The organism is Aquimarina mycalae, from assembly GCF_029906345.1.
GTDB lineage: Bacteria > Bacteroidota > Bacteroidia > Flavobacteriales > Flavobacteriaceae > Aquimarina.
In genome coordinates this window covers 213,005-230,545 of sequence record NZ_JARYGY010000008.1, presented here as the reverse complement: position 1 = coordinate 230,545, position 17,541 = coordinate 213,005, and the positions used below count along the sequence as shown (strand labels likewise).

General features: G+C 33.1%; 19 protein-coding genes. 6 read left to right on the top strand and 13 right to left on the bottom strand.

Annotated elements, in window-relative coordinates; all coding sequences use genetic code 11:
* Positions 1–8: 8 nt before the first annotated feature.
* From hemL to QBK95_RS19310, 3 genes are read right to left on the bottom strand one after another with little or no spacing between them, the layout of a single operon-like run.
* Positions 9–1,295, bottom strand: coding sequence for a glutamate-1-semialdehyde 2,1-aminomutase (gene hemL, locus QBK95_RS19320; RefSeq protein ID WP_280936194.1), 1,287 nt, complete (start codon positions 1,293–1,295; stop codon positions 9–11).
* Between the two features lie 8 nt (positions 1,296–1,303).
* Positions 1,304–2,152 carry a glucosaminidase domain-containing protein gene (locus QBK95_RS19315; protein ID WP_280936193.1) on the bottom strand — a complete coding sequence of 283 codons (849 nt, stop codon included), beginning with the start codon at positions 2,150–2,152 and terminating at the stop codon, positions 1,304–1,306.
* 7 nt (positions 2,153–2,159) lie between these two features.
* Entirely contained in the window at positions 2,160–3,101 is a 942-nt protein-coding gene (locus QBK95_RS19310; protein ID WP_280936192.1) for a 1-aminocyclopropane-1-carboxylate deaminase/D-cysteine desulfhydrase, read from the bottom strand.
* A 418-nt stretch (positions 3,102–3,519) separates the two neighbouring features.
* Here QBK95_RS19310 and QBK95_RS19305 point away from each other — a divergent pair, with 418 nt between their 5' ends.
* Positions 3,520–4,401, top strand: a complete 882-nt coding sequence (locus tag QBK95_RS19305; RefSeq protein ID WP_280936191.1) for a polysaccharide lyase family 7 protein — start codon at positions 3,520–3,522, stop codon at positions 4,399–4,401.
* Positions 4,402–4,467: 66 nt separating this feature from the next.
* Here QBK95_RS19305 and QBK95_RS19300 read toward each other — a convergent pair whose 3' ends face one another.
* Complete coding sequence (locus QBK95_RS19300; RefSeq protein ID WP_280936190.1) at positions 4,468–4,794, bottom strand: hypothetical protein; 327 nt, start codon at positions 4,792–4,794, stop codon at positions 4,468–4,470.
* Between the two features lie 28 nt (positions 4,795–4,822).
* Here QBK95_RS19300 and QBK95_RS19295 point away from each other — a divergent pair, with 28 nt between their 5' ends.
* Positions 4,823–4,999, top strand: a complete 177-nt coding sequence (locus tag QBK95_RS19295; protein ID WP_280936189.1) for a C1orf53 family protein — start codon at positions 4,823–4,825, stop codon at positions 4,997–4,999.
* 78 nt (positions 5,000–5,077) lie between these two features.
* The gene (locus tag QBK95_RS19290; protein WP_280936188.1) at positions 5,078–5,608 is read left to right on the top strand and encodes a DUF4136 domain-containing protein; all 531 of its coding nucleotides are present in this window, start codon (positions 5,078–5,080) and stop codon (positions 5,606–5,608) included.
* A gap of 50 nt (positions 5,609–5,658) precedes the next feature.
* Here QBK95_RS19290 and QBK95_RS19285 read toward each other — a convergent pair whose 3' ends face one another.
* Positions 5,659–6,963 (bottom strand): sulfatase-like hydrolase/transferase, encoded by a 1,305-nt coding sequence (locus QBK95_RS19285; protein ID WP_280936187.1) that lies wholly within the window; start codon positions 6,961–6,963, stop codon positions 5,659–5,661.
* Between the two features lie 74 nt (positions 6,964–7,037).
* On the opposite strand from QBK95_RS19285, the gene QBK95_RS19280 reads away from it, so the two are divergent.
* Positions 7,038–7,643 carry a DUF4230 domain-containing protein gene (locus QBK95_RS19280; protein WP_280936186.1) on the top strand — a complete coding sequence of 202 codons (606 nt, stop codon included), beginning with the start codon at positions 7,038–7,040 and terminating at the stop codon, positions 7,641–7,643.
* A gap of 4 nt (positions 7,644–7,647) precedes the next feature.
* Here QBK95_RS19280 and QBK95_RS19275 read toward each other — a convergent pair whose 3' ends face one another.
* From QBK95_RS19275 to QBK95_RS19240, 8 genes are all read right to left on the bottom strand, one after another.
* The gene (locus QBK95_RS19275; protein WP_280936185.1) at positions 7,648–8,175 is read right to left on the bottom strand and encodes a DUF2867 domain-containing protein; all 528 of its coding nucleotides are present in this window, start codon (positions 8,173–8,175) and stop codon (positions 7,648–7,650) included.
* A gap of 1 nt (position 8,176) precedes the next feature.
* Entirely contained in the window at positions 8,177–9,055 is an 879-nt protein-coding gene (locus QBK95_RS19270) for an ABC transporter ATP-binding protein (RefSeq protein WP_280936184.1), read from the bottom strand.
* Positions 9,052–9,726 carry a molybdate ABC transporter permease subunit gene (gene modB / locus QBK95_RS19265; protein ID WP_445012637.1) on the bottom strand — a complete coding sequence of 225 codons (675 nt, stop codon included), beginning with the start codon at positions 9,724–9,726 and terminating at the stop codon, positions 9,052–9,054. Before modB ends, QBK95_RS19270 begins: the two co-directional genes overlap by 4 nt.
* Positions 9,723–10,124 carry a TOBE domain-containing protein gene (locus QBK95_RS19260; RefSeq protein ID WP_280936183.1) on the bottom strand — a complete coding sequence of 134 codons (402 nt, stop codon included), beginning with the start codon at positions 10,122–10,124 and terminating at the stop codon, positions 9,723–9,725. The genes modB and QBK95_RS19260 overlap by 4 nt, the downstream gene beginning before the upstream one ends.
* A complete protein-coding gene (modA, locus tag QBK95_RS19255) occupies positions 10,124–10,882 on the bottom strand; it encodes a molybdate ABC transporter substrate-binding protein (RefSeq protein ID WP_280936182.1) in 759 nt (252 codons plus the stop codon). The genes QBK95_RS19260 and modA overlap by 1 nt, the downstream gene beginning before the upstream one ends.
* A gap of 31 nt (positions 10,883–10,913) precedes the next feature.
* Positions 10,914–13,181, bottom strand: a complete 2,268-nt coding sequence (locus QBK95_RS19250; RefSeq protein WP_280936181.1) for an aminotransferase class III-fold pyridoxal phosphate-dependent enzyme — start codon at positions 13,179–13,181, stop codon at positions 10,914–10,916.
* Between the two features lie 167 nt (positions 13,182–13,348).
* A complete protein-coding gene (locus QBK95_RS19245) occupies positions 13,349–13,804 on the bottom strand; it encodes a DUF1572 family protein (protein ID WP_280936180.1) in 456 nt (151 codons plus the stop codon).
* Between the two features lie 24 nt (positions 13,805–13,828).
* Entirely contained in the window at positions 13,829–14,308 is a 480-nt protein-coding gene (locus tag QBK95_RS19240; RefSeq protein WP_280936179.1) for a DinB family protein, read from the bottom strand.
* Between the two features lie 245 nt (positions 14,309–14,553).
* Here QBK95_RS19240 and QBK95_RS19235 point away from each other — a divergent pair, with 245 nt between their 5' ends.
* Positions 14,554–14,886, top strand: a complete 333-nt coding sequence (locus tag QBK95_RS19235) for a single-stranded DNA-binding protein (protein WP_280936178.1) — start codon at positions 14,554–14,556, stop codon at positions 14,884–14,886.
* A gap of 389 nt (positions 14,887–15,275) precedes the next feature.
* Positions 15,276–17,483 (top strand): GMC family oxidoreductase N-terminal domain-containing protein, encoded by a 2,208-nt coding sequence (locus QBK95_RS19230; RefSeq protein WP_280936177.1) that lies wholly within the window; start codon positions 15,276–15,278, stop codon positions 17,481–17,483.
* Positions 17,484–17,541 lie beyond the last annotated feature (58 nt).

Sequence of the window (17,541 nt, the reverse complement as noted above, 5' to 3'; positions counted from 1 at the left end):
TTTGTTTGTTATAAGTTTTCTGCAGTAATTGAAATCGCTTTTATAGTATCATCTAAATCTTCATATGTGAGTGCTTCTGTAATAAACCATGTTTCAAAGGCACTTGGTGCTATATAAATTCCTTGATCTAACAGTCCATGAAAGAACTTCTTAAAGGAATCATTGTTACCTAATGCAGCACTTTCGAAATCTATTACTGGATCTTCAGAAAAATGCACCGATATCATAGATCCTACCCTATTGATTGTATGTACAACATTTTTTTCTGTCAATACCTTAGTGATCCCTTGATGAAGGTATTCGGTTTTTTTAGCAATACTATCAAAAATATCAGCATTATTATGTAACTCGGTAAGCATAGCCAATCCAGCAGCCATAGCTAAGGGATTACCACTTAAGGTTCCAGCTTGATAAACAGGTCCCAAAGGAGCTAAATGATTCATAATTTCTTCTCTGGCAGCAAAAGCACCAACTGGAAGACCACCACCAATTACCTTACCAAAGGTTACGATATCAGCATTAATCCCTAATAGTTCTTGTGCGCCTCCTTTTGCCAATCGAAAACCAGTCATTACCTCATCGAAAATCAATAGAATGTCATTGGCATCACAAAGGGATCTTAATCCTTCCAAAAAACCTTTTACTGGAGGAATACATCCCATATTACCAGCTACTGGTTCTATAATAATACAGGCAATCTCTCCTTTGTTAGATGCTATAATACGTTCTACATTTTCAAGGTCATTATATCTGGCCAACAATGTATCTTTTGCGGTACCTTCTGTAACACCAGGACTATTAGGACTTCCAAAGGTTACTGCTCCACTACCAGCTTGTATCAAAAAAGAATCACTATGCCCGTGATAGCATCCTGCAAATTTGATAATTTTATCTTTTTTAGTAAATCCACGAGCTAATCGTACGGCACTCATACAAGCTTCTGTACCTGAATTAACAAACCTTATTTTGTCTATATTTGGTACCATTGCAACCGCTAGTTCAGCAATTTGAGTTTCAATCTCTGTTGGCATTCCAAAACTGGTTCCTTTTTTTGCTTTTTCTACTACTGCATTCACAACAGGTGGATGTGCATGACCCAAAATCATAGGCCCCCAAGAATTGATATAATCTATCAAACGGTTTCCGTCTTCATCATATAAATAAGCTCCTTTAGCTTCTTTTACAAAAATTGGATCTCCTCCTACTGCTTTAAAAGCACGAACTGGCGAGTTAACTCCTCCTGGAATTACTTTTTGAGCTTCTGCAAACAGAGCACTACTTCTTTTATAAATCATATTGAAATTTAAAATTCATCAGAATCATCATCAGGACTTATTTTTAAAACTTGTCCGATAGCGATTGCATTATCTTTTAGGTTATTATAAGCTTTAAGTTCAGAAACTTTAAGATTATATCTTCTAGATATAGAGTATAGTGTATCTCCTTTTTTTACTACATATTCGCCATTTTCTATTGAAGGAGGTTTATTATTTTTCGGTTTTTCGGCAACATAGGTTTTTCCTAAAACTTCTATATCGTAGTTATACAGTTGATATCTTTCGATAATACTTATCAACTTAGCAGGATATTTTTTATCGGTAGCATAACCAGCAGCTCGCAATCCATATGCCCAAGATTTATAATCGTCTTGTTTATATGTAAATAATTTTGCGTATCGTTTTCTATTTTTTAAAAACAAGGAATGATCTCTAAACGAGTGACTTGCTTTTTCATATTTTCTAAAACATTCTTGAGAGCGATCATCATCGTGATATACTCTTTCTCCCGTCCAATCGTGGCATTTGATTCCAAAATGATTGTTCGCCTTTCCTGTCAATTCTCCATAACCTGCTCCAGATTCCAGAATCCCTTGAGCCAAAGTAATACTAGCCGGAATCCCATATTCTTTCATCTCATGTTTTGCAATGTTCACATATTCAAAAATATAATTCTGAACTTTCTCTTTATATGAAACAGCAGCTAATGGTTTTTTGGGTTCTTCTTTTGGTTCCTCTATAGTTTTTACTTCTCTACTTACGACAGTCTTTCTTGGAGAAGGCGTTGTTTTTCTTGTTGATGTTGTTGCTTTTTTAGAACCTCCACACGCTACTAAAAGCGTTGCGACACAAAACAACAAAATAATTTTCCTCATGTTCATATCAAATTGTAATAAGGGGAAGTTTCTTCTTATTTAATCTCTTATTCATCCCCGAAATACCTTGTAATCCACCGGTATGAACGGCTAAAATACGAGTATTTTTTTTAAAAATACCGCTCCGTATCATATCAAAAAGTCCATACATCATCTTTCCTGTATAGATAGGATCCAAAGCAGTTCCTTGATCATTCCTAAATGTATTTATAAACTCAATTAGATCTATATTTATTTTGCCATATCCTCCAAAATGATACTTTTCAATAAGTTCCCAATTAGAATGATTCGTATATTTTTTAATTTCTTTAGAAAGAAAATCTCCCTTTAAGGCAGGAAAACCAAGTACTTGCTGATGTGCCATACTTGCGTTAATAATCCCTGAAATAGTTCCTCCTGTTCCCACTGCACAGCAGATATAGTCAAACAGTTCATCTTGGGTAGTTAGAATTTCTTCACATCCTTTTACAGCAAAATTATTAGTTCCTCCTTCGGGAATAGTATAAAACAAACCAAATTCCGTTTTTAAATGCTCTAACAAAGAGGAAGAAGATTTCTCTTTATAGGCAGCTCTACTAATAAATTTCAATTTCATTCCGCTATCCGAAGCAAACCTTAACGTTTCATTTTCTGATAAGGTGTAATCGAGATCATTTGCTAGTTCTTCTCCTCTGATTATTCCAATAGTTTGCAAACCGATTATTCTTCCAGCTGATGCCGTGGCTGCAATATGATTACTATAGGCTCCTCCAAACGTAAGAATTTTATCAAATCCTAATCTTTTAGCTTCTATCAGGTTATATTTTAGTTTTCTAAACTTATTCCCAGAAACATATTTATGAATCTGATCTTCACGTTTAATATGCAATGAAATATTAGCAGCATCCAGAATAGGATGTGTTATTTCTTCATTTTTTGATGCTTGAACTTCAGAAGAAAAAAAATGCATGTAATCGTTTTATAGGAAGTTTCACAAAACTACGATTATTAATGCTATGTAGGCGTAATAAATTTTAGGGATAAGCATTTTAAAAAAATGAATGAAACCGAGCATTTTACAAAAATCTTAAAGCAAATCTGACGTTTTTTTTACAAACAGCGTGTAAAATCTAGTTGAAAAACAGGATAAAAAATAATAAACCTAGATATATTTTTCATAAAACATTAATTTTTAGAGATTTACGTTTTCCCCGTAATTAAACTACGCCATGCTTTGTATTTACAGTAGTTTACAGAATATTGATGATTCCAAAAAACTCTTTAAAAATTATTAAATCATCATTTTTTTGGCAATTTATTAGAGAATAATTGATTTTTTAGCAATTATTTTTATAAATTGGTCAACCAATCCCTAAAATAATACTACCATGAAAAAAAGTACGCTTTCCAAATTTTGCTACACTATATTCATCTTATTTTTTATGTACTCGTCCTCTAGTTGTACTAATGACCTTACCGAAGAGCTATCTCCAGAAGCCGAAGAAATTAAAGATGATATTGATCAAAAATTATCTACTGGAGATTTTACATGGAAAAACTGGTACTTATCTGTACCAATCAATCGTGGTGATGGAAAAGCTACCTCCATTTACTATAAAGATCTTGAAGACGCAAATTTTACTAGTTCTGAAGATGACTACGTATGGAAAAATAGTAACGGAAGTTATACTTTCAAAACTAAATTTACTGGATATACCACATCTGGACAATACGGTACGAATAAAGGAAAATATTGTAGAACTGAATTGAGAGAGTATTGGAGAGGTAATCAATCTACATCTGATAATTGGTCCATGTCTTCAGGATATCATAAAATGGAATCCAAATTAAGAGTAGAATCTATTGGAGGTAACAAAAGAACTTTTGTAGCTCAGATACACGGATATGGTGGCAATAGTCCAGCTACTGTAAAAGTAGCCTGGGATAATGGAATGATCAAATTAGAATATTACGTAAAACCTACGAGTGGATCAAATTGGACTAGTAAATACATCGTAAAAAAAGATCTTGGATACGTTGGGGATTCTATATTTACCATCTATCTAGAAATCAAAAGCGGAAAATTACGTACCAAGTTATATTGTTCTGATCGAGGAATTAATACAGGATATAAAACCCAGTATGACTATAAAGGAAATGGTTATGACTATGACAATTATTTTAAAACTGGGAATTATTTTAATTGGAATAAGGATAAATCTGCTACATCCAAAGTGAGAATTTATGGTGTTAAAACCACGCATTATTAATTTTGTCCCATAACGATTGCATGAATTACCTGCTTGAACACATTTCTGGCAGGTTTTTCTCTTTATTTACAGATACTTAATAAAACTCCACAGTTTTCGATGCTTCAGATAAGAAAGTTCTGCTTCCATCTCATATGCTTCACGTTCAAAAGAAATGTTACGATACGCTTCCTGTGAATTCTTATATTGAAATAATCTAATAATATACTCTAAAAGATATATAAAATAAAAGGGGATTACTAGTAACTCCAGTTGCTGTTTTAAATGAATTTTTTCGTGATTTATAAAAATCTCATCATTTTTAAGATGATGATTTTTAATCACTATAAATGGCCAAAATGCAATTCCCACAAAATGGCGACCTATCAAATATTTGTTAACTACAATTGGCATCTTCTTGCAAGATAGTATTTTTGTACAGATGAGCAACCAAAAAAAAATACTAAAACCCGAAGAAGGAGACTATTATCTTACTCCAGAAGGGTATCGATGTTTTACAGAACAATATCATCTAAAAAGAGGATATTGTTGTGAAAGTGGCTGTAGGCATTGTCCTTATGGCTATGATAAAAAAACAAATAAATATACTAAGAAGTAATTCCTATAGTACTCATGGTATGATTGTTGTGCGTATTTTATCAAAAAAACGATTGTTAAACATAAAAAATCCAGGACTATGAAATTTTTCTCTCTTTTATCATTAATTCTTATCATAACCCTTAGCTCCTGTTCTAGTGTTAGAGTAGCTTCTGATTATGACAAGCAAGCGAATTTTGATGGTTATAAAAGCTACGCCTTTTTTAAGCCAGGAATTGACAAAGCCGAAATTAGCGATCTAGACAAAAAACGTATTTTACGTGCGATCGAAGCAGACATGGCCGCTAAAGGGTTTTCTAAATCCGAAAACCCTGATGTATTAGTAAGTATTTTTACCAAGACTAAAGAAAACGTAAATGTGTACCAAAATAATTTTGGATTTGGTTACGGATGGGGTTGGAATCCTTGGTTTTGGGGAGCTGGACAGAATACAGTTTCCAGAACTACAGAAGGCACATTATATATTGATCTGATCGATGCATCCAAAAAAGAATTAATTTGGCAAGGTATGGGAACCGCCGCTTTAACCAAAAATGTAGACAGAAAGCAAGAAAAAATGAACCAAATTGTAACTGCGATATTAGAAAAATATCCTCCACAAGCGAGATAATTATTCTAATATAGAAAACTGAAGCCTTTCCTTTTTTGGAGAGGCTTTTTTTATTGTCTTATTTCTAGTGCCTTTTGTTCTAAATCGGATTTTGCAATGGATTCAGTATTAGATAAGGTACCATTTAATAGATTTGTACTTTCATATGGATCTTCTATTAGATGATACATTCTTTCGGTACGATCATTAAAAACAATTAATTTATAGGTTTCATTACGTATTGCATATCCGTTATTATTTTGCCCATCGATCTCACTATATATAAATGCTCTTTTTTCTGCAGATGTATCTACTAACAAAGGTTTAAAACTTACACTATTATGTACACTTGTAGTTCCCGAATTAGCAATATCAGCAATTGTTGCAAATAAGTCGGTAGTATTAATCATCCCTTGTTCTACCTGATTACTTCTATCCACTCCATATCCCGAAACAATCATAGGTACATTAACTCCTCCTTGATAAAGGCTTCCTTTAACACGATTAGAATTATATGGAGATTGAGCCACTTGATTAGGAGTTCCATTATCCCCAATAAAAATTATTACAGTATTGGCACGTTCTTCTTCAGAAAACGAACTTAATAGACGACCAATTTCTGAATCCATAGCTTCTATAGCAGCCATATAATATGGTGTTGGGTTCGCATCTATAGATGCTTGATCAGTAGGTAAATCTCCTTGAGAATGTAACGCTGTTGGCGGTAAATGAAAAGGGGTATGTGGTGCATTAAACGCCAACCACAGGAACCACGGTTTTTCTTGTGCATCAACCCAATCGATAGCTAGATCTGTAAATTTTGTAGTCGTATATGTTGTTGATGTTGTATTCACTCCATTCTCTGTTAGATTCCAATTCCAATAAGATTGCACACCACCACCAAGTACACCAGCATAATAATCAATTCCCATATTAGAAGGACTCATTGGGTCGTTAGACAAGTGCCATTTGCCTATAATCGCATGACTATATGCGTCAGAAGTGTTATCATTTAGATACGATTGAAGGGATGTTTCTGCAGTTGATATTTCATCCCCTACTGCCAAAACTCCAGTTTGTACTCCATACTTTCCAGTGAGTATCGTTGCCCTTGTTGGTGAACAGGTAGGGGCTGACCAAAGATTATTAAATCGTACTCCATTAGCAATAAAAGATTCCAGATTTGGCATGTTTGGTTTTATAATACCTTCACTAAATCCAGGAGTAGCATCCAATCCCATATCATCTGCTATAATTAGCAAAATGTTAGGTTGACTTGTTTCTGGATTACTGATCTCTTCTGAAATAGTATCATCACTTTTACATGATACTATTGATATTATACAAACAAAGGATAATAGGTGTATTTTTCTCATAAGTATAGGACTCTTGAAAAATAAAAAGGTTTAATATTTTTATGTACATTTATAGAAACTTGACCCATAAAGGTATGCGTAATTTTCTTCTAGGTGCATTGCTTGCTGCATTCATTGTCTTAGGTATTAATTATTTTATTAATCAATTTCAAACTCAAAAAACTGAAATACAGTCTTCAGATCTTATTTTAGATCAAATAAAAAATGTAGGCAAACTTGTGGTTACTGAAGGACATTTTTCTGAAGTCATTACCTATAAAGATGCTAAAAAATATTATTTGGATATCCTTACTGCAGAGAAAAAAGCAATTGTTGTGGTTAACGCTGGTGTAACCGTTTCTTATGATTTAAGTAAAATTGAACACGCAATCGACGAAACTACCAAAACTTTAACGATTACTAATATTCCCGAAGCTGAAATTAATATTCATCCAGACATAAAATATCATGATCTAGAGGAAGATTTTTTTAATCAATTTAATCCTGAAGACCACAATCTAATTCAGAAAGAAGTAATACAACAGCTCAATAAAAAAATAGAAGCATCTACCTTAAAGTCTAATGCCGAGAATCGATTAATTAGCGAGTTACAGAAAATATATATACTGACTAATTCTTTGGGTTGGAAACTAGTGTATAAAGGCAATTCGATTACCAATTCTGATCAACTGCTTTTATAACTCCTTATTTCTCTATTTCTTTAATCACACTTTTTAGCATTGTGGGAACAATCAATGTATGAAATGGTTTTACAGGCAAAAAATATAATCGCCCAAACCAATTATTAAATTTTACTGTTGTAGAGATGAATAGGCTTTTATCTCCTTCTTGAACTTGTTTCATTAACAATAGAGAAACTCTAAAATTAAGATGACGATCATCTTCTCCCAAAATAATTTCATTTTCAGTTTTATCAAAAACTTTAAAGATTCCTAGTCGTTCACCAACCTCTCCTTTAAAATTATCTATTAACTGCATCCTACTCTTTACTTTGTCTCCAGTTTTGAGGCCAAAAATCGAAACAATTTTATTTCTTAATGCAAACAGTTTTTCTATCCATTCTGGAGAAGTCGAGAAAAAAGCTCTTGAAATTGAAAGAATATCAACATCTCCTTCTTTATCCGTATATTCTGATTTAAAGCTGTCAACATAGTCCACCTTAGTTTCTGCTAATAGTGAAACACTGGGAATTTCAACTTTTTGAACCTTCATTTTATTTTTCAATTTTTAGAAGTATCGGATTAAAGGCTTTAGATGCAACAATTACTTTACTTCCTATTTCCAAATGCTTAATTTCTGATTTTTGTGCAATAACTTTTACAACATTGCTACCTATAAGCACAGTTACAATATACACTACTCCTTCTTTTACAATAGCAATTACTTCTCCCGTAAATTGAAACTTTCCGCTAAGTTGGTCATTCGTAAATATTGTGGATGGATTGCCTTGTTTACTTATTTTTCCATCCTCAATACAATACACTTCATCAGACATCTTGACAATTTCTCCTACATCATGACTTACCAAAATTGTAGTTAGTTTGTATTGTCGATGTACTTTTAGAATATAATCTTGCAGTTTGCTGCGCATTTTAATATCCAAAGCAGAAAGTGGTTCATCTAACAATAGCACTTTAGGTTTACGCACCAAGGCACGTGCTAAAGCTACTCTTTGCTGCTGACCTCCAGACAAGGTGGTCGGTTTTCTATCTTGTAGTTCCTTTAATTCTATGATCTCTATAAGTTCTTCGATAATATTCTTATCCTGACCCTTTTCTAATGCAAATTCCAGGTTTTCTCGAACAGTCATATTAGGAAACAAAGCATACTCCTGAAAAACATATCCTATTCTACGTTGTTGTGGAGTACAATTGATCCTTTTTTCTGTATGTAACCACGTCTTATCGTCTACTACAATTTGTCCTTTATCTGCGGATAATAACCCAGCTAACATCCTAAGTACCGATGTTTTTCCAGCACCAGAAGGTCCGTATAAGGTAATACATTGCCCTTTCTTGATACTCAGTTGAATATCAAGTAACATGTTTCCACTTGCGGTACTAAGTGTTTTATGGATATTGGCCTCTATCATCTCCAGAATCGTTTTAGATATCCTCCATTAATTAAGTATACTGATAATAATACCACAAAGGTTATCACAAATAAAATCATTGAGTAGGCATTTGCATGTGCATAGTTTAGTGCTTCTACCTCATCATAAATAGCAATAGAAACTACTTTGGTTTTCTCAGGAATATTGCCCCCAATCATCAGTACTACTCCAAACTCACCTACTGTATGTGCAAAAGCCAATACAATTCCTGTTAACAATGATGGTTTTATGTTGGGTAGCAATACTTTGAATAACGTTTTAATTTTGGATTTACCCAATACATACGAGGCTTCTGAAAGTGCAACTGGCAAACCAGACAATCCTGATTGGATTGGGTTCACCATAAATGGCAAACTATAAATAACTGATCCGATCACCAGTCCTGAAAACGAAAAAATTAATCGAATACCAAACCAGTCCTGTAACCAACTACCAAATGCATTACCTGGACTAAATGCCATTAATAAATAAAACCCCAATACGGTAGGTGGTAATACTAAAGGCATACTCACCAAGGTTTCTACTACAGGTTTTATTCTTGATTTAGAATATGCCAACCAATATGCAAGCGGAATTGAAACTAAAAGAAGAATCAATGTAGTCACTAGTGCAAGTTTAGCGGTTAATATAATTGGACCCCAATCTATCATCCTGAAATCATAATTTCGTTTGTCTGAATCATAACACAAACTTTTTCATCTTCTATTAGCAGAAGTCTATCCACAGCTTCTGTTGAAAGAATGGCAATCACCTCACCTATTTGGGTACTCACCATTAATTTACTTAACAACATTCCTTTTTCGATCTCCTGTATAGTACCTTCAATTTTGTTTTGTATGCTAATCAACAGATTATCTTGTTTTGCTATGATCACTTCTGTTTCTTTAAACAAAATATCTACCGAGTTTCCCTTCCGTAAGTAAGCAGCTGTATCGGGAGTTTCTACTACAATTGTTTTTAGTTCAATATGCTTATTTATTTGAACTGAAACCATTGATAAGCTTCCATTTACTTCTATTTCTGATATGTGTCCAGAGAAAATATTCATTATTCAGCTACTAAATATCCGAAATCTTCTAATATTTTTTTAGCTTCTTTAGAAAAAAGAAAATCATAAAACTGTTGCGCATTTTTACCATTCCGATTTTTCTGTTTAATCATAACCACTCCTTGATCGATTTGCTGATATACTTTTTTATCCAATGCTACCCAATTTCCTTTTCCTTTCATTCTTGGAGATAGCACTATAGATTTTGCGGTAAAACCAATTTCTGAAGACTTAGACATAATAAATTGATTGGTCTGAGCAATACTCTCGCCATATACTAATTTCTCTTTTATAGTATCATATATCCTATAATGTTTTAACACTTCTATAGCTGCTTCTCCATAGGGTGCTGTTTTAGGGTTGGCTATAGCAATATGATGTATATTTTCATTAGCAAGCAAAGTAACAAAAGGTTGAATGCTATCATGCATTGACCATAATACTAACTGGCCATACCCATAAATTTCAGGAGGACGAACTGCTAAACCACTTCTGTAAATTTCTTCGGGATATTTCATATTTGCAGAAACAAAAATATCATATGGCGCACCTTCTTTAATTTGTGCAGTTAATTTACCTGAAGAGCCAATAATCAGGTCGTTTTTTATGCCAGTATGGGTAGTAAATGCTTCTGAAATTGCTTCTATTGGAAACTGCATATTAGCTGCTGTTGCAATCGTAATAGTATCATCTTCGGTTTGCTTGCAACTTATAGTTAAAAGAATGACAATAATCAATATTTTCGTTTTCAAACTCATTAATTACTTCTAAACAATTTTATAACAATCATTAATTTATACTGTAATACTCTTCTAATACCTCATCCAATGCATCTACGACCTCTTTGGCATTTTCTTTTGTAAAACATAAGGGTGGTTTTGTTTTTATCACGCTATCATCAGGTCCATCGGTACTGACCAGTATGAATTTATTTCGTAACTCATTTTTAATGTGATGTGCTAACGCTCTATCGGTTTTACGATTTTTGCTTTTTATGATCTCGATCCCTAAAAACAAACCAGATCCTCTTACATCTCCAATACAATCATATTTTTGTTGAAGTTCTGCTAAAAGTGATTTATAGTATGTTCCAACAATTCGTGCTTGCTCTTGTAATTTTTCTTCTTCAATCACTTCCAACACTGATAATCCTATTGCACAAGAGACTGGATTGCCTCCAAAAGAACTAAAAAACTCTACTCCTTTACCAAAAGATTCAGCGATTTCTGTAGTCGTTATAACTGCACCCATCGGATGTCCATTTGCAATTGGCTTTCCTACAATTACCATATCTGGGACAACATCTTGTGCTTCAAATCCCCAAAAGTGATCTCCCAAACGACCAAAACCTGTTTGAACTTCATCACTGATGCAGATACCTCCTTGTTTTCTAATTACTGGATATATTTCTTTTAGGTATCCTTTTGCCAAAGGAACTTGTCCTCCACAACCCACAATAGGTTCTGTAATAAAAGCTGCAATTGACCCCTGTAAACTTTCTATTTGTTCAATAGCTTCTTTGGCATACAATTCACCTGCATTATCACTTGTATATTTACCTCTATAAATATCTGGAATTTGAGTTTTCAGGATATATTCTTTCTGTCCTTGTCCTTTTGGGTTATTAAATTTATAATCACTAATATCTATTGCCATTTGGGTATTTCCGTGATACCCATGCTCCATAATCATAATATTTTTATGCTGAGTATGAGCATATGCCATTCTCAAAGCCAAATCACTAGCTGCGCTTCCAGAATTTACAAAAAATACCTTGTTAAGGGATTTTGGGAATTTTGATAACAACTTTTCTGCATAGGTAGGCAACAGATCATACAGATATCTGGTATTTGTATTTAGTTGAGCCATCTGTCTTTGCCCAGCTTCAACTACTTTTGGGTGCGAATGTCCTACATGCGGAATATTATTATATGCATCCAAAAAAGTATTTCCATACGCATCGTACATGTATTGGAATGCCGAACGATCCATAAAAATAGGTTCATCATAACTTAATGACAGAATAGGACTTAGATATTCCTGTCTTTTTTTGATCTCTTCGAAAACGGATAATGAATCAAGGCTTGGAAAGCCTATAGCTTCTCTGAAAGTATTTTCTGCTCTAATAGGACTAATCCTTATCCATTTATATAGCATATTCCAGGCAGATTTCTCACTGACGGTGGCATAGGTATTATCAGGATTAATTTTTCTGGAATGGGCAGAATTGCACACGCTTGTACATAACCTAGCTGCAATTAAGTAATACAAAACTTTTATTTCTACTTCTTCAAGCGGAAGTACATTGTGATATGATTTTAGAATAATTGATGCCCATTCTAAAGGGTTTTCTTTATCATAACAAGCATAAGTAATCGCTATTGCTAACTCATTTATTACATGTGAATGTGCTAAATCTCCAAAATCTATAATGCCCGAAACCTCTTCATTCTTAATTAAGATATTCCATTCGTTACCATCATTATGAATTACCTGTTTTCTTAAGGCAGGTAATATAGGAGTCACATTTTCTTCGAATTGCTTAAAAAAATACTGTACAATATTTTTGTCATTACAATCATCAATATCATCCAAATATTTTTTATTTAAATGTACATATTGAATATCCCATTCCCATTGTCTTGCCCGAAGGATATAACTATCGAATTCTTGAAGTTTAATATTCATCTCTGCAAGGAAAACTCCTATCGAATCAAATAATTTTTCTGAAGATACTACATCGCCAAGAAATTGACCTTCCAGAAAAGAAAGCATTCTACATATGATTGTTTCTCCATCTACATCTATAACTTTAATAAAATCTCCATTTATAAACGGAATTGGTTTTGGAAATTGATTTTCGTTTTTAGTATGTAAATAAAGTAAAGCATCACTTTCTGCTTCAAGCACGGCAAGTAACTCTTTGTTATATGTATATGTTTTAAAAATATACTTGGTTAGATTATTTTTAACAATATAATTTATGTTATCATAACCATTAAGTCTCTTGATTTCTGGGTTCCGAAATCCAAATTCAGTTTCTAAAAGTGTATCCATTATCAAATAGCTAAAACAGCAGTTTGTGTTTTTAAAATCTATGATAAATATAATGTATTGTTTTGCTTTATTTACAATAGAAACCTTTATATATTTTAGTCTGTTTTTACTCTTTTCAGAATGAAAAATTTATTCATTTCTAGCGGGTAATGTACTTTCTCTTACATTTATACATCCAACAATCTTCTATGATAATTTATTTGCCCTAAATGATACGTTAAATGTGTTGTTAGATGTACCAAAAATCTCTCTGTACTAGGATTCTTATCCATAAGTATTCTTGGATATTCTTTTTGTAAATCTTCTTTTGTAATTACATCCAAAGTTTCTTTTACGATCACAATAGTTTCATTGATCATGGATAATAGTCTAGATCTGGGAACATTTTTTAAAGAGAACTCTTGGTCTCTTTGTCTAATATATCCAGTATTACCTAATGTAGCGCCTATATATGTATTGAGATTCCCTACGAGATGTAAACAAAGGTTTCCTGCACAATTACTAATAGCATCCGTTTCGATCCATAAATTTTCTTCTTTGGTATAAGACTCAATCTCAACTCTCAATTTTATCAAGTCTCTTTCTAGTATTGTTTTTAATATATCTATAATTGAATCATTCATTGTTGTGTGCTTTATTATTGTATCTTATTTAGTCGTTTTCTGTACTATCATTTTTTTTATCAAAACTATTTGTCCTAAATGATAATATCCATGTTCGATCATAGCATCAATATTTCTTTGATAAGTTCCATATTTTTCATCTACAAAAATTTCATTTAGTTTTTCATCAGGCATATCATCTATTAGATTGGCAAAATCTTCAGAATTACTCCATAATGTCTTTAATAATGTTTCCCAATCTTCTTTAGATTCTAAAACTGGAGCTTCAAAACTATATTTATCCTTTATTTCTAAAGGACCTCCTTGTAATACTTTTACAACTCCTTCTATATAATAATTGACATGAAAAGTCAAAAGTGCTATGGTATTTAAAGAAGCTATTTTGGTAGTAGCCTGTTCCCAAGATGTATTAGACAATTGATCTCTATAATTAGTATTTGCAATCCAAACACCATCAAGCATTACTTCTCTGAATCGATTAGCGATCTGTTGCGTTCTTTTCATTTTTTCAACTTTTACTGATCAACAAATATTGTTTTAGCATCGGAAATTATGATCTAAAATAACCTTTTACAGCGTTTCTATCCGTTTAACAAACGACTACAAACGTTTACAACCGAAAATAAACACTTCCTAACCGTATCTGATTTGGAACCTCATCTATGTTTGCACTGTCGAAACGTAAGAACTCGATACTATCAAATTATTTAATATCCCTGCAATAGACAGGTGTCAAAAAAATTAAAATTATGAACACGCTAAAAAACAAAGTACAGTTAATCGGAAACCTAGGACAAGAACCAGAAATCGTGAATTTGGATTCTGGAAGAAAATTAGCAAAGTTTTCTATCGCTACGAATGATTATTACTACAATAAAGCAGGTGATAAAATTACGGATACCCAATGGCACAATATTGTTGCTTGGGGAAAAACTGCAGAAATTATAGAGAAATATGTAAATAAAGGTCAAGAAGTAGCGATCGAAGGTAAGCTTACATCCCGTAGTTATGATGATAATGAAGGTAATAAAAGGTATATCACTGAGGTAGTTTGCAATGAATTTCTGATGTTGGGGAAGTAATTACAAATTCCTTTTTTTTGATAAAGGGAAGCTCAAATCTTCCCTTTAGGCATATAGAATTTTAACAACTTAAAGAGTTAGTAACTCCCATTCCCTATTTAATAATTACCAGTAATAAAAACTGGAAACATATTATTTAGTATGAATAGTAATCAGAATGAAACAAAGGGGTTTTAACCTATGAAGAATTGTAATAGTCAAAGTGATTTCAATACACTGAAAGTTACAACCACAATACAAGTTATTTTATATCAGAATTTTAAAATTATTTCAAGCAATTTTCACTTGTTAAAAACAACATTTTAACATTAATTTTTATGTGGTTTAAACGGAGCTTCAGCCTATGTTATTTCGGTATATTTAAAACCAACTAACTCAACCAAATAAACATGAATAATTCTAAAAAGTTCTCAAGGAGAACATTTGCCAAAAAAACAGCGGTGATAGCTGCTGCAAGTACAGTCGTTCCTCAATTATTAAATTCTCAATCCACACAAAACCGTACTAACACCGACTATGATTATATCGTAGTGGGATCAGGAGCAGGTGGAGGGCCACTTGCCGCAAATCTAGCGAGAAACGGTTTTAAAGTATTGGTTCTTGAAGCTGGTGCCAAAGATCCAAAAACAGATAATTATAGAATTCCTGCGTATCACACTTTTGCTTCAGAAGATGAGGATCTATCGTGGAGTTATTTTGTAAAACACTATTCTGGAGATAGAGATCAACTGGATAGTAAGTATGTTCCTGGAAAAGGAATCTTGTATCCTAGAGGAGCTACTATTGGGGGATCAACAGCTGTAAATGCCATGATCACGGTATATCCACATGCAAGTGATTTTGAATACATTGCTGATCTAACAGGAGATGAAAGTTGGAGAGCAGAAAATATGCGCGAATATTTTAAACGTTTAGAAAACTGTGAATATTTATTAACCCGTGAAGCAATTCGCGAAGATCACGGTATTGACGGATGGTTACCAACCAATTACCAAAGTTTTGATATCGGAACCTTACTGGATAACTTTTCAGTCGCTGGACTTCTAAGAGCTAATCTAGATCATAATGGTAAAAACTTATTTAATTATCTCTTTGATGAAAAATCATTTGATGTAAACAGACGATTTTTCGAAAGAGGTGGTGAAGGTCCCGTAATGATTCCTCAAACTATGGATAGAAACTCTACAAGACATACTGTAAGAGAATATTTATTGGAAACTCAAGAGCAATATCCTGATAACCTAACAATCATTACGAATGCTCTGGTAAGTAAGGTTGTATTTAATGACCAAAAAGAAGCTATTGGTGTAGAATACCTAGAAGGAAACAATTTATACGAAGCAGATAAATTATATGATGATAATACGCCACAACCTGCAGCAGTATTTGTAAAAGCAGGTAGAGAAGTTATACTTTCTGCAGGAGCTTTTAATACGCCTCAGTTATTACAATTGTCTGGTATAGGAGATGCTAATTTACTGCGTAACAAAGGAATCGAAGTATTAGAAGATTTACCAGGTGTGGGTCAAAATCTACAAGACCGATATGAGTTAGGAATGACCTACACGCTAAAGGATACTATATTAGAAGACTGTACCTTCTCTGAAGGTTTTGATGCTTGTCTTAATAAATTTAATAGAGGTACAGGTCCATATACTAGTAGTGGGACATTAACTGCAAATATTACCAGAACAGATCCAGATCTACCAGATCCAGATATGTTCAGTTTCTGTGCTTTAAGTGATTTTAAAGGATATTACCCAGGATACAGTGATGATATCAAAGCATCAAATGATAAAATAACTTGGTTACTACTCAAAGGACATACAGAAAATACCGCAGGAGAAGTTAAAATCGACAGTACCGATCCCAGAAAAACTCCAGATATTAATTTTAAATATTTCACGGATGCGCAAGACCTGCAAGGTTCTGATATGCAAGCTATGGTAAAAGGTGTGGATAACATCCGAGATCTTATGAAAAACAGATTGGTACGCGATGTTATTAAAGAAGAACTATGGCCTGGTCCAGATGTCGACTCTTTCGAAGAAAAAGCAGATTTTATTTCCAGAGAAGCATGGGGACACCATCCTTGCGGCACTTGTAAAATAGGTGACGGAACAGATCGGTATGATGTATTAGATAGTAATTTTAATGTAAGAGGTGTTAAGAACCTACGTGTTGTAGATGCTTGTGTATTCCCTAAAATTCCTGGATTCTTCCTTGCAGTTCCTATATATCTAATTAGTGAAAAAGCTACTGATGTAATCCTAAACGATGCTGGTGTAGAAAGAAGCACAAATGTAGTACGTAGCAGTATCAGTAAGTTTGCTCGTACGAAACAAGAAGCATTATTATCAATAAAGAGCTATCCAAATCCTTGTGTCAACGAAATACATTTTGATATAAATAGAAGTTATAAAAACACATTTGGGCACTTATGTATTATAGATGCTACTGGAAGAATCATGTATAATGAATCGTATAAAAGTTTAGAAAAAGTATCAGTTAATACAAGCCGTTTTGCTCCTGGTGTATATGCATATATTATGAGTGTAGGAAAAAACAAAAAAACTGGAAAGTTTATTAAAAAATAAACCTCACATACTAAAAACAATTGCCAAAGAAGCTATATAAAAAGTTCTAAAAAACTAG